Annotated in this window: 17 protein-coding genes; 5 read left to right on the top strand and 12 right to left on the bottom strand. The window is 72.8% G+C overall.

Annotated features, from left to right (window positions below; genetic code table 11):
* Positions 1-155: 155 nt before the first annotated feature.
* Complete coding sequence (locus tag MPTA5024_RS18790; RefSeq protein ID WP_036325313.1) at positions 156-365, bottom strand: DUF4229 domain-containing protein; 210 nt, start codon at positions 363-365, stop codon at positions 156-158.
* Positions 366-624: 259 nt separating this feature from the next.
* Between MPTA5024_RS18790 and MPTA5024_RS39790 the strand changes: the two genes are divergently transcribed.
* Complete coding sequence (locus tag MPTA5024_RS39790) at positions 625-846, top strand: BldC family transcriptional regulator (RefSeq protein WP_036325312.1); 222 nt, start codon at positions 625-627, stop codon at positions 844-846.
* Between the two features lie 161 nt (positions 847-1,007).
* Here the strand turns inward: MPTA5024_RS39790 and MPTA5024_RS18785 are convergent, their stop codons facing one another.
* Together MPTA5024_RS18785 and MPTA5024_RS18780 are read right to left on the bottom strand one after the other, a co-directional pair.
* Positions 1,008-1,244, bottom strand: coding sequence for a hypothetical protein (locus tag MPTA5024_RS18785; RefSeq protein WP_036325311.1), 237 nt, complete (start codon positions 1,242-1,244; stop codon positions 1,008-1,010).
* A 9-nt stretch (positions 1,245-1,253) separates the two neighbouring features.
* Positions 1,254-2,213 carry a hypothetical protein gene (locus tag MPTA5024_RS18780; RefSeq protein ID WP_036325310.1) on the bottom strand — a complete coding sequence of 320 codons (960 nt, stop codon included), beginning with the start codon at positions 2,211-2,213 and terminating at the stop codon, positions 1,254-1,256.
* A 169-nt stretch (positions 2,214-2,382) separates the two neighbouring features.
* On the opposite strand from MPTA5024_RS18780, the gene MPTA5024_RS18775 reads away from it, so the two are divergent.
* Positions 2,383-2,700 carry a PLDc N-terminal domain-containing protein gene (locus MPTA5024_RS18775; protein ID WP_036326758.1) on the top strand — a complete coding sequence of 106 codons (318 nt, stop codon included), beginning with the start codon at positions 2,383-2,385 and terminating at the stop codon, positions 2,698-2,700.
* A gap of 21 nt (positions 2,701-2,721) precedes the next feature.
* Here the strand turns inward: MPTA5024_RS18775 and ccsB are convergent, their stop codons facing one another.
* The 6 genes from ccsB to MPTA5024_RS18745 all read right to left on the bottom strand — a co-directional run bounded on the left by ccsB (position 2,722) and on the right by MPTA5024_RS18745 (position 8,486).
* Positions 2,722-3,690: a c-type cytochrome biogenesis protein CcsB gene (ccsB, locus tag MPTA5024_RS18770; protein WP_036325309.1), complete on the bottom strand. Its 969-nt coding sequence runs from the start codon at positions 3,688-3,690 to the stop codon at positions 2,722-2,724.
* A 2-nt stretch (positions 3,691-3,692) separates the two neighbouring features.
* Positions 3,693-5,471 carry a cytochrome c biogenesis protein ResB gene (locus tag MPTA5024_RS18765; RefSeq protein WP_084369790.1) on the bottom strand — a complete coding sequence of 593 codons (1,779 nt, stop codon included), beginning with the start codon at positions 5,469-5,471 and terminating at the stop codon, positions 3,693-3,695.
* Entirely contained in the window at positions 5,471-6,205 is a 735-nt protein-coding gene (locus tag MPTA5024_RS18760; protein ID WP_036325308.1) for a cytochrome c biogenesis CcdA family protein, read from the bottom strand. Before MPTA5024_RS18760 ends, MPTA5024_RS18765 begins: the two co-directional genes overlap by 1 nt.
* The gene (locus MPTA5024_RS18755; protein WP_036325307.1) at positions 6,198-6,764 is read right to left on the bottom strand and encodes a TlpA family protein disulfide reductase; all 567 of its coding nucleotides are present in this window, start codon (positions 6,762-6,764) and stop codon (positions 6,198-6,200) included. Before MPTA5024_RS18755 ends, MPTA5024_RS18760 begins: the two co-directional genes overlap by 8 nt.
* A 96-nt stretch (positions 6,765-6,860) precedes the next feature.
* Entirely contained in the window at positions 6,861-7,565 is a 705-nt protein-coding gene (locus MPTA5024_RS18750; protein WP_063794711.1) for a histidine phosphatase family protein, read from the bottom strand.
* A gap of 12 nt (positions 7,566-7,577) precedes the next feature.
* The gene (locus MPTA5024_RS18745) at positions 7,578-8,486 is read right to left on the bottom strand and encodes a LysR family transcriptional regulator (protein WP_036325306.1); all 909 of its coding nucleotides are present in this window, start codon (positions 8,484-8,486) and stop codon (positions 7,578-7,580) included.
* A gap of 73 nt (positions 8,487-8,559) precedes the next feature.
* On the opposite strand from MPTA5024_RS18745, the gene MPTA5024_RS44305 reads away from it, so the two are divergent.
* From MPTA5024_RS44305 to MPTA5024_RS39785, 3 genes are read left to right on the top strand one after another with little or no spacing between them, the layout of a single operon-like run.
* Positions 8,560-8,682 (top strand): hypothetical protein, encoded by a 123-nt coding sequence (locus tag MPTA5024_RS44305; RefSeq protein ID WP_269750603.1) that lies wholly within the window; start codon positions 8,560-8,562, stop codon positions 8,680-8,682.
* 2 nt (positions 8,683-8,684) lie between these two features.
* Positions 8,685-9,662 carry an EamA family transporter gene (locus tag MPTA5024_RS18740; protein WP_157099544.1) on the top strand — a complete coding sequence of 326 codons (978 nt, stop codon included), beginning with the start codon at positions 8,685-8,687 and terminating at the stop codon, positions 9,660-9,662.
* A 33-nt stretch (positions 9,663-9,695) separates the two neighbouring features.
* The gene (locus MPTA5024_RS39785; protein WP_332310624.1) at positions 9,696-10,223 is read left to right on the top strand and encodes a Uma2 family endonuclease; all 528 of its coding nucleotides are present in this window, start codon (positions 9,696-9,698) and stop codon (positions 10,221-10,223) included.
* Here the strand turns inward: MPTA5024_RS39785 and hemL are convergent.
* From hemL to hemB, 3 genes are all read right to left on the bottom strand, one after another.
* The gene (gene hemL / locus MPTA5024_RS18730; protein WP_036325304.1) at positions 10,159-11,454 is read right to left on the bottom strand and encodes a glutamate-1-semialdehyde 2,1-aminomutase; all 1,296 of its coding nucleotides are present in this window, start codon (positions 11,452-11,454) and stop codon (positions 10,159-10,161) included. The genes MPTA5024_RS39785 and hemL overlap by 65 nt on opposite strands.
* Before the next feature lie 63 nt (positions 11,455-11,517).
* Complete coding sequence (locus MPTA5024_RS18725) at positions 11,518-12,162, bottom strand: bifunctional DNA primase/polymerase (protein ID WP_036325303.1); 645 nt, start codon at positions 12,160-12,162, stop codon at positions 11,518-11,520.
* Between the two features lie 137 nt (positions 12,163-12,299).
* Positions 12,300-13,322 (bottom strand): porphobilinogen synthase, encoded by a 1,023-nt coding sequence (gene hemB / locus MPTA5024_RS18720; RefSeq protein WP_036326749.1) that lies wholly within the window; start codon positions 13,320-13,322, stop codon positions 12,300-12,302.
* Between the last annotated feature and the right edge of the window lie 74 nt (positions 13,323-13,396).

Below are 13,396 nucleotides of genomic sequence, written 5' to 3'. Positions count from 1 at the left end.
CCGTGGCGCGGCCGGCGCGCGGCACGCGTCCAGTGGGGAGAAAGGGGAAACGGGGTAAAGCCGTTCCTGACAGTTAACAGGGGGCTTTTGGTGGGAAGCGACACGCCTGAGGCCGGGCATGAGTACCATGCCCGGGTCGGCATGTTCGCGACGACCTAGTCTCTCCCCGCTCCCCCGCGATTCCTGGCGATGCGCGCGCTCACCGCGTCCCGCTGTTTGGACAGCAGCACGTAGCTGGCCACGCCGCTGACCAGGAACGCGATCACGAGCAGAGGGAACGTGCGCAGGCCGACGAGATAGAGGACGCCGAGGGCGACGGCGAACAGGCCCAGACGCGAAAGCGTGTAAACGACTACCGGGTGCACAGCGTCGAGGCTACGTCACTCTCCCGAGACGTTGGTCTCTCTTCGCATCTGCCGTGGGCACTGCTAGTGTTCACAACAAGGCGCTTTTGTAAAGAAACACCCATGAGCGCCCCAAAGAGGCTCTATCATATAACAATCGGGCACTGAGCCGGTAACAACCCGTGATCTTCTGCGAAAACCACGGATAAATCAGGCTTCGCTCGGCACACTGGTTACCTGTCCGCCCGCTGCAGGACGCGGGACGCGAGGGGGAGAGATTGTGGAGAGTAGCAGCGAGCGACTGCTGACCCCAGGAGAGGTTGCCGCCCTCTTCAGGGTCGACCCGAAGACCGTGACACGCTGGGCCGCGGCTGGGCGAATCAGCAGCATCCGTACCCCCGGAGGGCACAGGCGGTTCCGCGAATCGGAAGTGCACGCCCTCCTTCGCGGTGAGGACGTACTGACGGCCGACCGGCCGAACGGCGACTCACCGCGAGTCTGACGCACGTACCAGCACCGGGTGATCCTGCGCGCTACCCGGACGCCGCAGGGTCACCGGAGTCAGCCCTCCCGCACCGCCCCTCGAACCCGGCCCCCGGCTCGTCCTGCACCCCTGCCGGCCAGGCCCCGCCTTCGCCGCGCCCGCGGCCCGAGTGACGCCCCTCAGTCCTGCTCGGCCTTGAACGCGAGGAAGGCCCGTTCGAGCTCCTCGTCGCCCTCGCGCCATCGGCGGCGGCGCTCGGCCTCCTCCTCCTCGGTGATGGACTCGGCCAGCCAGGCGTCGTAGCCGGGGTCGCCGGGCACCACCTCGACGTACGCGTTGCCGATCAGACGCCCGTCGCCGGTGGTGAGGGATTGCGGCACGCGCAACGTCCCGTCGCCGAGCCGGATCACGTACATCCGAATCACCTAGATCCCAAAGCGCCTGTTGAAGAACAACATCACGTTGAGCGCCGCTCGGGTGTCCCCGCCGAGCATGTCGACGAGGGCCGGACGCTGCCGGGACGCGATCGCGGCGAACGCGTCGGCGAAGAACTCCTTACGCCCGAGGCCCCCCGGCTGCCGGTGGAACGACGAGGCGAACAGCGGCAGGCACTCCTCGTAGAGCGCGGCGAACTCGGGGGAGTCCGAGACCCACTCTCCCGGACCGGCGTCCACGTCGTCCAGCGCATGCCCGACTTCGTGCATCATGACGTCCGGCGTGGGCGACGGCCGGTCCCCCACCACGATCTTGCGGTCGCCGTACGCGCCGGCGCAGACGTCCCAGGTGGCGCGGCCGGAGGGCAGCGGCGCGCCGCGCAGGTAGCCCATGTCGTCGAGGTCCGGCACGCCGCCGCGGCCCACGTAGATGCCCTCGAGTCCGATGGCGAGCGCGGTCTTGATGCGGTCGGGGAGCCGCGCCAGGCTGTCCACGGCCCGTACGGCGTCGGCGGGGGGCGGGCCCTCCATGGCGTCCCACTGGCGGTACAGGATGCGCTCCAGCGGCCCGCAGTGCCGCCTGCCGTCCCTGAGGTCGGGGGCGTCGGGGGCGTGCGGCGCGGCCCGCAGCGGCAAATCGTCGAGTTCGAAGTCCCGCCAGGTGTACTGGGGGCGGTCGTCCACCACGGGGGCGGTCACGGCGACCCGTTCGGCGGGGGGCCGCTCCCACTCTCCCGGCCATTCCCGTGGCCGTTCCACCGGCCGCTCGACGGGCCGTCGCTGGCGGAACCAGTCCGTGGGGGCGTCGGGAGCGCGCTCGGCGCCACGCTCGGGAGCCCTCTCGGCGGCGTGCTCCGGCGCGTCCGCCCGGCGGTGCGAGGACACGTACGGCCCGCGCTGCCACCACCGCGACCCCCGCCGGTGGCGGCCCCTGTCGCCCGGCTCCGCCATCGCACCTCACTCGCCACGTGCCGTCACGCCCGCGCCGTCACCCGGGACGGCCCTCGCGCATGTACCGGTCCACCGTACGATGCGGATCTCGCGCCGTCACCCCGAATGCCGTCACCCCGAATGAGGAGCACAAACACGATCACATGCAGACATGGCTTACCGTGTGGACATGCCTAGCGTGATTATCGGCCTGGCGCTGCTTGCCTTCTGGCTCTACTGCCTGTTCGACGTGATCACGACCCCCGGGACCGAGGTGCGCGCCGTTCCCAAGGCGCTGTGGATCCTCATCGTGGTGCTCCTCCTTCCCTTCGGGGCCCTGATCTGGCTGCTCCTGGGGCGTCCCCAGCACGCCCGTGAGGCCGTGCACGGCCCGGCCGGCATGGCGGCGGGCGTACGGCGGCGGCCGCAGCACGACGTGCCCCGTGGGCCCGACGACGACCCCGAGTTCCTCCGCCAGCTCGACCGCCGTCTCCGCGACGACGACTGATCGGCCCCGCTCCGGCCGGTCCTACTTCGGCACGTCGGCGTAGGAGTGGAGGCCGGAGATGAAGATGTTCACCCCGACGAGGTTGAACAGCAGGCAGCCGAAGGCCACCAGCGACACGACGATGGCGGCCGTGCCGCGCCAGCCCGCCGTGGCCCGCGCGTGCAGGTACGCCGCGTACACGATCCACGTGACGAACGCCCAGACCTCCTTGGGGTCCCAGCCCCAGTAGCGGCCCCAGGCGCGGTCGGCCCACATGGCGCCCGCGATCACGGCGAACGTCCAGATGGGGAAGGAGATCACGATGGCCCGGTGGGTCACGCGCTCCAGCACGTCGCGGGTCGGCAGCGCCGACGCCTGCCCGTCCTTGCGGATCAGGTAGAGGATCGCGCACACGCCGGCCAGGATGAACAGCCCGCTCGCGACGATCGCCGCGGTCACGTGGATGGCGATCCAGTACGAGTGCAGGGCCGGCATCACCGGGCCTGCCTGGACGTGCAGGAACAGCACGGCGAAGCCGAGCCCGAGCGCCGCCGTCACGGTGACGAACGCCCCGAGGAACCGGATCGGCTGACGGGTCAGCAGCACGAGGAACGCGCTCACGGCGGCGAAGCAGATCGCCACCACGAACTCGTACATGTTGCCCCACGGCCACCGGTCGACCGCGAGGCCGCGGGTGAGGATGCCGGCGAGGTTCCCGGCCCAGGCGATCCAGCTGAGGACGACGGCGACCGTCCCGGCCCTGACGGCCCAGGCGGCCGGCGCAGGCCCGGTACGGGCATCCGCGGCGGCCTCCTCGGGCGGGGACGCCGGTGCTCCCGCGCCGACCGCGACCGGCCGGCGTCGCGCCGCGGCCGCGGCCGTGGCCGTGCGGACCCGGCCGAAGGCGAGCTCCAGCGCGAAGCAGATCATGGCGGCGAGATAGAGCAGGACGGTCGCCAGGATGAGCTGGTCGCTCACCGTGGCAAGTCCCTCGTTGACCTGGGCGGGCATGTCTACTCCTCGTCCGGGCGGGCGCCCGGCGCAGCGTGTTCGTCGGCGTCATGGGCGCCGTGGGCGCCGTCTCGGCTGTCGCGGCCGGACGGGCCCTCAGGGGTCTGACCAGCCTGTTCGGGCTCCTCCGGGCGCGGAGCGTCCCCGGCTTCCTGCGCGCGGGTGTCAGGCGAAGGGGCCACGTCGTCGGGGGCGGGCGCGGGCGCGCCGCCGCGGAGCGCGGTGACGATCTCGTTCAGTTCCTCGGCGAAGGTCGCGCCGCCGCCTTCTGTGCGGGTCAATCCTCCCACCGTGACCTCGCGGTCCCCGATCCGCACCCACAGGCGGCGCCGGCGGATGGTCAGCGACAGCACGAGCCCGATGACGGCGGCCGCGGCGGCCAGCAGCGCGGGCATGCGCCCCGGGTCGTACGTGACCTGGAGGCTGATCCACTCCTTGACGCCGGTGAACTGGATCTTCCCGGCGCCGTCGGCGAGCTCCTTGGTGTCGCCGACGTTGAGCGGGGCCGGCTGGGCCGACATCGCGCCGAGCGGCTTCAGGTGGTCGGTGTCGAGCTGGTACACCGACTGCGGCCGCCCCGATTTCATGCCGAGGTCGCCCCCGAACGGGAAGACCTGGACCGTGGGGTTGGCCGCGCCGGGGAAGATCGACACCCAGGCGCCGCCGTTCGGGACGGTCGTGGGCAGGAACCGCGCGAGGAAGCCGAGCTGGGTCGGCTGGGCGTCGGGGACCTTGATGACGCACTCGGACGTGTACGTGGCCTGGTCGTCGGCGAGGCAGGGCACCGGCCCGTCGTAGGCCACCTGCCCCTTGCCGTCCGTCACCTTGAACGTGGGGGCGTACCCGTGGCCGATGAGGTAGGTCAGGGTGCCGTTCACGTCGACCGGGTCGTTGACCTTGAGGTCCACGTCGCGGGGCGCCGAGGTGGGCGAGTCCTGGACCGTCAGGCGGGCGGAGTAGTCGAGCGGCTGGCCCGCCTTCGGCCCGGCGGCCACGTAGCTGGCCTGGAAGTCCTTGAGCGTGAACGAGAACGGCGTCAGCGACTCGGCCGTCACCCGCTGGCCCGGCATGAACCGGTCGTAGGCGGCCACCGTGTTGGAGAAGCCGTCGCCCTCCACCACCAGCACGTTGCCGCGGTAGCCGTACAGGCCGCCGGCGCCGACCGCGAACAGCAGGACGAGCAACGCCAGGTGGAAGAGCAGGTTCCCGGTCTCCCGCAGGTAGCCCTTCTCCGCGGCGACCCAGTCGGGGCCGGTGACGACCCGGAAGCGCCTGCGGCGCAGCACGGCGGCCGCCCGCTCCACCGTCAGCTCGCCCTCGAACGCCTCGGCGTGCGGCAGGCGCAGGAGGTTGCGCGGCGCGGCGGGCGGCTTCCTGCGGAGCTCCTTGAGGTGCGCCAGCGCCCGGGGCAGGACGCAGCCGGCGAGCGAGACGAACAGCAGCAGGTAGACGGCCGAGAACCAGGGCGAGGTGAAGACGTCGAACAGCCAGAACCTGTCCAGCCACTTCGCCTCGGTGGGGTTGTCGGTGAAGTACTGCGCGACCCTGGCCGGGTCGACCCCGCGCTGCGGGTAGAGCGACCCGGGCACCGAGCCGAGCGCCAGCAGGAACAGCAGGATCAGCGCCGTGCGCATCGAGGTGAGCGTGCGCCAGGACCAGCGCAGCCAGCCTCGAAGGCCCAGGCCGACGGGGCGCCCCGGCTCCGGGGGCGCGCTCTCGATGGCGACCGGGGTCTCGGCGTCGGTCGCGGCGCGCTCGAGGTGGTCGTGGGGAGCGCTCATCAGATCACCGGCTCGAATCCGCCCACCCAGCCCTGCAGGCCGGCGATGAGGCCGCCCCACCAGCCGGTCACGAGCAGCACGCCCACGAGCACGAGCATGGCGCCCCCGATCCGGGTGATGAGCGGCGTGTGGCGGCGCACCGCCCTGAACGCGTGCAGCGCCCTGCGATAGGCCAGCCCGGCGAGCACGAACGGCACCCCGAGGCCCAGCGCGTACGCGAAGGCGAGTGCCGCGCCCCGGGCGGCGCTCCCCTGGTCGACCGAGAGCGTGAGCACGACGGCCAGGGTCGGCCCGATGCAGGGCGTCCAGCCGAGGCCGAAGACGACCCCGAGCAGCGGGGCGCCCGCGAGCCCGGCCGCCGGCCGGAGCCGGTGGAGCCGCATCTCGCGCTGGAGGCCGGGGACCAGCCCGAGGAAGGCCAGCCCGAGCACGATCGTCACGGCGCCGAGCACCCGGGTGATCACGCCGGCGTTGCCCAGCAGCGCGCCGCCGAGGCCCCCGAACAGCGCTCCCCCGAGCACGAACACCGCGGCGAACCCGAGCACGAACAGCGCGCTGCCCAGCACCATGCGTCCCCGTTTGGGGTCGCCGCTCATGCCTGTGACGTACGACAGGTAGCCGGGCACGAGCGGGAGCACGCACGGCGAGACGAACGACACCAGCCCGGCCAGCACCGCGATGGGCAGGGCCAGCAGGATCGAACCGCTCGCGACGGTGGCGCCCAGGTCACTCATCGCTGACCTTGGTGACGGCCCCGAGGAGGTCGTCGTACTTGACCGCCCCGAGGGCGCGGGCGGCGATGCGGCCCTGCTGGTCGATGATCAGCGTGGACGGGATGGCCGCCGGCGGCACGGTGTCGTGGAACTCGAGCAGGACCTTGCCGCTCTGGTCGAAGATGCTCGGATACCCCGGCCGCACCGTCCGGTCGTACGCCTGGGCGGAGGCCTGGAGGTCCTTGAAGTTGACCCCGAGGAACTCCACGCCCTTCGGCTTCATCCGGGACGCGATGTCCTTGAGCACGGGCGCCTCGGCGCGGCAGGGGGCGCACCAGGACGCCCAGAAGTTGAGCACGTACACCTTGCCGGAGCCCAGCGTGGCGGTGCCGCCGTCGAGGGTGGCGCCCTCGATGGCGGGGGCCTTCTGGCGGTCGGCGGCGGCGAAGAACTGGACGTGGCCGTCCCCGGCCACGAAGCGCGTGTCCCCGGATCGGGGCTGGGACGTCTGGCCGCCCGCGCAGCCGGCGAGGGCCGTCACGGCCAGAGCGGCGATCACGGTCAGGCTCTTGGCGGACACGGGAGGACGACTCCTTGTACTACGACCGGTAGAGCTGTAAGCCTACCGACGCCCGCGGGTGCCCCGCCCAGAGGGTCGGGATCGGGCCCGGGACGCTCAGTCTTCCGGCTCGCCGCGCACGGCCTCCGGCAGCGGCGGGTCGGCGTGCTCGAACAGCGCGGCCTCGCCCTGCGGCTCCGCGACCTGCCGCAGCAGGGCCCCGGCGGGCTCGCTGTAGCCGACGCTGATGAGCCGTCCGCCCTCGAACGTGAAGCTGGTGAGGCTCGCCAGCGAGCACTGGCGGCGGCGGGGGTCGTGCCACAGCCGCCTGCCCTCCGCGGCCAGGCGCGTGATCCAGATGGGCAGCTGGTGGCTGACGAGCAGCGCCTCGTGGCCCCGCACCTCACCGCGCGCGTCGTCGATGACCGCCTTCATGCGCGCCACCACGTCGACGTACGGCTCGCCCCAGGACGGGCGGAACGGGTTGCGGAAGTGGCGGTAGGAGCGGGGGTCGCGGAACACGCCGCCGCCCCCGGCCACCCGCAGGCCCTCGAAGACGTTGCCCGCCTCGGTCAGCCGCTCGTCGGTCCGCACCTGGAGGCCCAGGGCCTCGGCGGAGGGGGCCGCGGTCTCCTGGGCTCGCTCCATGGGCGAGCTCCACACGGCGACGATGTCCCGGCCGGCGACGGCCTTGGCGACCGTCTCGGCCATCCGGCGGCCGGTCTCGGACAGGTGGTAGCCCGGGAGCCGGCCGTACAGGACGCCCGCCGGGTTGTGGACCTCTCCGTGCCGGAGGAGGTGGATGATGGTCATTTCTGTCATGACCTGGACAGCCTACCCGGCGGGGAGCTCCGAGCAGGTGGAGGCCAGCGCGTCGACGGCGGCGCGGATCGCGGGGCGGCGGGCCGCGTCGCTGCGCCAGACGGCGTAGATCCGGCGTGTCGGCGGCGGCTGGATCGACAGCACCTCGACCCCCTCGGGAAGCGCCCCCCGGCCCAGCCGCGGGATCAGCGCGCAGCCGTGGCCGGCCGCGACGAGCGCGAGCTGCGTCGGGTACTCGTCGGCCATGCAGACGATCTGCGGCTCGTGCTCCTCGGAGCGGAGCAGGAAGATCAGGAAGTCGTGGCAGACCGTGCCCGGCGTCGAGCTGATCCAGCAGTCCCCGGCGAGGTCGGACATCCGCACGCCGGGCTTGCGCGCCAGCGGATGACCGGACGGCACCACGACGTCGGCCACGTCGTCGAGCAGGGCCGTGCGGGACAGGCCCTCGGGCAGCGCCATCGGCCGGTTCAGCCAGTCCTGCACCACGGCGAGGTCGATCTCGCCCCGCGCCACCTCGCGGATCTGCCGCTCCGGCTCCCGTTCGTACAGGACGGCGCCGAGGTCGGGGTGGCGGGCCTTCATCAGGGACAGCGCCCGGGGCAGGATCCCGCGCGCGGCCGTGGGGAACGCCGCGACGGTGAGCCTGCCGACCACCTCGCCGCGCAACGCCTCGAAGTCGGCCTCGGCGGTCTCCACCAGGGCGAGGATGCGCTCGGCGTGCTCGGCGAGCAGCCCGGCGGCGTCGGTGAGCCGCACGCCGCGGCCGTTGCGCTCGATGAGGACGGCCCCGGTCTCGCGCTCGAGCTTTGCCAGCTGCTGCGAGATCGCGGAAGGAGTGACCAGCAGCGCCTCGGCCGCCGCGCCGATCGAGCCGTACACCGCGACCGCGTGCAGGGCCTTCAGCCGGTTCAGATCCAACATGTAGACAGTCTAAACCGTCGGCCTTAGAAAAACTTGCTTGTACTCAACAGTTAAGCGATGCGAAGATGTCGACATGAGAATCTTCAACAAGCTCTTCACAAAGACCGCCCGTCGCGACGAGATCTCCTACCTGGAGACCCTCGCCGTCCACGCGCGTCAGAGCCGGACGCGCCGTCCCTCCCCCTCCGCCCGCTGATCGTGCGCCCCCGCCACCTCGCCCTCGCGGTGGGCCTCGCCGCGGTCTGGGGGTTCAACTTCGTCGTCATGGAGGCCGGGCTGCGGCACTACCCGCCGCTGATGTACGCGGCGCTGCGGTTCCTGCTGGCCGCCTTCCCGGCCGTGCTCGTCGTCGGCGGGCCCCGGGTCCCGTGGCGGTGGGTCCTCGCCACCGGCGCCACGCTCGGCGTCGCCCAGTACGGCCTGCTCCTGCTGGGCATGCGGGCCGGGATGCCGGCGGGGCTGACGTCGCTGGTGCTCCAGGTGCAGGCGGTGTTCACCGCGCTGTTCGCGACCGTGCTGCTGCGCGAGCGGCTGGGACGGCGACGGGTGATCGGGATGGCCGTCGCCTTCGCCGGCCTCGGCCTGATCGCGGCCGGCGTGGTGGCGCGGTCGGGGGCGATCCCGTTCGGGGCCTTCCTGCTGTGCGTAGGCGCCGCCGCCGGGTGGGGCGCCGGCAACGTCGCGACCCGCCGGGCCGCGCCGCCCGACTCCCTGCGGTTCATGGTCTGGGTGAGCGCGGTGTCGGCCGGGCCGCTCCTGCTGCTGGCGCTGGTCACGGAGGGGGCGTCGTCCCTCACCTCGTTCACGGCCGAGGGCGTCGGGGCGGTCATGTACACCGCCTTCCTCTCCACGCTGGGCGGGTTCGGCGTGTGGGGATGGCTGCTGGCCCGCTACAACGCCTCCGTGGTGGCGCCGTACAGCCTGCTCGTCCCGGTGTTCGGGCTGGCCTCCGCCGCCCTGGTCACGGGCGAGCCCGTCTCGCCGGTCACGGTTGCGGCGGGCGGCCTCATCCTCGCCGGGCTGCTGTACGCCAACTCCCGGCCGCGGGTCGTCCCCACGCCGCCGGAGCACGGCTACCTCCGCGCGCTCGCCGTCCAGGCCCGCGCCCGCCGCGCCGCCCCCGACGCCGTCCGCCTGCCGCCGCTCTCCGCCCCCACCGACCGCCCCACCCGCTGACTCTCACAGCCAGGATCCGGACGCCTACCCATCGTGCCCGTCGCTGCTAACGTGACCGTCGTGCGCGACGGACAGCACCCGCCTGTCCGGCCCTGCTGTGGGTGGACGGCGGACGACCTCGATCACCTGCCTTCCGAAGGCCCGGACGGCGAGCCGGACTTCTACACGCGCGCCGAGCTGGCCGACGGAGTGCTCGTCGTCAGGTCCCCCCGGCGTCGGTTTCACCAGCGTCTCGCTCTGGCCCTCACCGAGAGGCTCGACCTCCAGGCGCCGAGCCACCTGGAAGTCGTGCAGCGCATGGACGTGAAGCTGAGCCGGCGCACGCGTCCGTGTCCCGACGTGATGGTGATCGACGCCGAGGCCGCCACGGACTACGAGCGACGAGCGGGATCCCGCGGGCGGCGCCTACGGCCTCACGGGCATCCACCACGAACGGCCGGCCGTGTCCGTGCCCTTCCCGATCGACGTGGACCTCGCCGTACTCGTGAAGTGAGGGTCAGGACTCCCCGGCCTGGGCGGCGGCCTTGGCGGCGATGGGAAGGGCCTCGGCGATCCGCGTGAGGGCCTCGTCGTCGTGGGCGGCCGACAGGAACCAGGCCTCGTAGGCCGAGGGCGGCAGGTAGACCCCCTGGTCGAGCATGCTGTGGAAGAACGCCCGGTAGGCGGCGGCGTTCTGGGTCCTCGCCGAGTCGAAGTCGGTCACCGGCCGGTCGGTGAAGAAGATCGAGAAAAGGTTTCCGGCCCGCTGGAGCCGGTGAGGCACGCCGGCCGCGGCGAGGGCGCCGGAGGCCGCCCGGCCGATGACCAGGGCCGAGGCGTCCACCCGGTCGTACACGTCGTCGTCGCAGGCCCGCAGGGTGGCGAGCCCGGCGGCGCAGGCCAGGGGGTTCCCGGACAGCGTGCCGGCCTGGTAGACGGGTCCCTCCGGGGCGAGGGCGGCCATGACGTCGGCCCGCCCGCCGAACGCCGCCGCGGGCAGCCCGCCGCCCATGACCTTGCCGAACGTCATGAGGTCGGCCTCGACCGGGTCGAGCCCGTACCAGCCGGCCGCGGAGACGCGGAACCCGGTCAGCACCTCGTCGACGATGAGCAGCGCGCCGTGCTCGGTGCACAGCTCGCGCAGCCGCCGGTTGAAGCCCTCCGCGGGCGGGACGACGCCCATGTTGGCCGGGCAGGCCTCGGTGATGACGCAGGCGATCTCGAACGTGCGGAACGCCTCCTCGACCGCGTCGAGCGCGTTGTACGGCAGGACGATCGTGTCGGCCGCGGACGCCCCGGTGACGCCGGGGGTGTCGGGGAGGCCGAACGTGACGACGCCCGAGCCCGCCGAGGCGAGCAGCGCGTCCACGTGGCCGTGGTAGCAGCCGGCGAACTTCACGACCTTGGAACGCCCGGTGAAGCCCCGGGCCAGCCGTACGGCGGACATGGTGGCCTCGGTGCCGGAGCTGACGAGCCGGACCCGTTCCACGGGCGCCACACGGGAGACGATCTCCTCGGCCAGCAGGACCTCGCCCTCGGTGGCCGTGCCGAACGACAGGCCCCGCCCGAGCGCCTCCTCGATCGCGGCCACGACCGCGGGGTGGCGGTGACCCAGGATCATCGGGCCCCAGGAGCACACGAGGTCGACGTAGCGGTTGCCGTCCACGTCGGTGATGTACGGACCCTCGCCCGAGGCCATGAACCGGGGGGTGCCGCCCACGGCGCCGAAGGCGCGCACCGGCGAGTTGACGCCGCCGGGAACGATCCGGCGGGCACGGTCGAACAGGTCCTCGGAGGTCTGCGTTCGCGTCACGCCCCCCAGATTACGGGGACACGCCGCACGGGCGCGGCACGCGGCCCCTCGGAGCGGAGGACCCTACTCGCAGAAGTCGGCGAGCAGGTCGAGAACGCGCAGGGGGTCGGGCAGCGGCCGCCCGTCCGGAGGCCTGATCCACTCGATCGCGCCGCCCGTGGGCAGCGTGGACGGCGGCGCCAGGACGTAGCTCTCCCGGCAGTGCCAGCGCAGGCCGGGCGTCGCGTCGATGGTCTCCGGGCCGGCGTCGAGGTGGCAGGACCACCACTCGTCCTCGTCCTCGGGGGCGCCGCGGGTGGCCACGAAAAAAAGCACCCGGTCGCCGTTCTCGGCGACCGGGCCCGTCTCGAATCCGGCGGCGTCCATCGCGGCGAGCGCGGGTACCCCCGCCGCCGCGGGTACGTCGAACACGTCGAACACCCTGCCGGTGGGCAGAATCACATTGGCGTCCGGCTCCTGCTCCCACCACCGGGTCAGCAGGGCCGTGTCGGTCGTGGCCTGCATCTGCCAGGCGGGCGACAGCGGATGCATCCCCGGGTCGGGACAGCCCACCCGGTCGCAGGAACAGGCCCTGCCGCCCTCTGCCAGCGGATGAGCCCCCTGGCAGCTAGCCCAGCCCAGCTGGGCGTACTCGAGCACCGAAGTGATCTTCCGCGGTGCCCGGTGCGCACGCCGTTTCGTGCGGCGAGCCAGCGGTACCCCCACCATGGCGCTCCTCCCCACAAGCCGACCCGCCCGGCGGTCGGCCGGGACGGTCGGCAGATCCGGCCCGGGATCGCCGGACCATGCTCCCGATGATGCACCCCTGGTCGCCCCCCTCGCGGCGCGACCCCCGGGATGAGCAGTCAGGATAGTCGGCGCGCGACCTCGGTCGCCCAGTAGGTCAGGATCAGGTCGGCCCCGGCGCGCCGGATCGCCACCAGCGACTCCATGATCACCCGGTCGCGGTCGATCCAGCCGTTGGCCGCGGCGGCCTCCACCATCGCGTACTCGCCGCTGACCTGGTAGGCCGCGACCGGCACCTCGACCAGGTCGCGGACCTGGCGCAGGATGTCCAGGTACGCCAGGGCGGGCTTGACCATGACGGCGTCCGCGCCCTCGGCCAGGTCGAGCCGCACCTCGCGCAGCGCCTCGCCCACCGGGCCCGCCGGGTCCTGCTGGTAGGCGCTGCGGTCGCCGAACTGCGGCGCGCACTCGGCGGCGTCCCTGAACGGCCCGTAGAAGGCCGAGGCGTACTTGGCCGAGTAGGCGAGGATCGGGGTCTGCTCGAAGCCGGCCGCGTCGAGCCCCGCCCGGATGGCGGCCACCTGGCCGTCCATCATCCCGCTGGGCGCGATCACCTGCGAGCCCGCCGCGGCCTGGGCGACGGCGGCCGACGCGTACCGCTCCAGCGTGGCGTCGTTGTCCACCTCGCCGTCCTCGGTCAGCAGCCCGCAGTGGCCGTGGTCGGTGTACTCGTCGAGGCAGGTGTCCGACATCAGGACGAGGGCGTCGCCGAGGTCGGCCGCGAGCTCGCGCAGGGCGACCTGGACGATGCCCTCCGGGTCGTCGGCCGCCGAGCCCCGGGCGTCCTTGTGCTCGGGCACACCGAACAGGATGAGGCCGCCCACGCCCGCCTCGGCCGCCTCGTGGGCGGCCTTGCGCAGCGAGTCGCGGGTGTGCTGGACGACGCCCGGCATCGAGCCGACCGGCTGCGGCTCGGCGATGCCCTCCTTGACGAACATCGGCAGGACCAGCTCGGCCGGGTGCAGCCGCGTCCCCGCGACCATCCGCCGCAGCGACGCCGTACGGCGCAGCCGCCGCGGGCGCGCGACCGGGAACTGCGCGAGGCCGGCGGCCTGCGCGGGAGTGCGGGGCGTGGCAGTCACTGTGCTCTCCACTCGGGTGACCCTCATGCAAGGGTCAACACGCCGGGGCCGATCGGCGATTTCCCCGGCTTCAT

This window comes from Microbispora sp. ATCC PTA-5024 (assembly GCF_000511135.2).
Classification (GTDB): Bacteria; Actinomycetota; Actinomycetes; order Streptosporangiales; family Streptosporangiaceae; genus Microbispora; species Microbispora corallina.
The sequence above is the reverse complement of the archived record's forward strand: the minus strand, read 5'-3'. Positions and strand labels throughout refer to the sequence as shown.

Bases quoted from the DNA above. Each gene is read 5' to 3' on its own strand.
- MPTA5024_RS18780 (WP_036325310.1), bottom strand. From the start codon at position 2,213: ATGGCGGAGCCGGGCGACAGGGGCCGCCACCGGCGGGGGTCGCGGTGG.
- MPTA5024_RS44305 (WP_269750603.1), top strand. From the start codon at position 8,560: ATGAGAATCTTCAACAAGCTCTTCACAAAGACCGCCCGTCGCGACGAG.
- MPTA5024_RS18725 (WP_036325303.1), bottom strand. From the start codon at position 12,162: ATGGTGGGGGTACCGCTGGCTCGCCGCACGAAACGGCGTGCGCACCGG.
- MPTA5024_RS18760 (WP_036325308.1), bottom strand. From the start codon at position 6,205: ATGAGTGACCTGGGCGCCACCGTCGCGAGCGGTTCGATCCTGCTGGCC.
- MPTA5024_RS18750 (WP_063794711.1), bottom strand. From the start codon at position 7,565: ATGACAGAAATGACCATCATCCACCTCCTCCGGCACGGAGAGGTCCAC.
- MPTA5024_RS18775 (WP_036326758.1), top strand. From the start codon at position 2,383: ATGCCTAGCGTGATTATCGGCCTGGCGCTGCTTGCCTTCTGGCTCTAC.
- MPTA5024_RS18765 (WP_084369790.1), bottom strand. From the start codon at position 5,471: ATGAGCGCTCCCCACGACCACCTCGAGCGCGCCGCGACCGACGCCGAG.
- ccsB (WP_036325309.1), bottom strand. From the start codon at position 3,690: ATGCCCGCCCAGGTCAACGAGGGACTTGCCACGGTGAGCGACCAGCTC.
- MPTA5024_RS18785 (WP_036325311.1), bottom strand. From the start codon at position 1,244: ATGTACGTGATCCGGCTCGGCGACGGGACGTTGCGCGTGCCGCAATCC.
- MPTA5024_RS18745 (WP_036325306.1), bottom strand. From the start codon at position 8,486: ATGTTGGATCTGAACCGGCTGAAGGCCCTGCACGCGGTCGCGGTGTAC.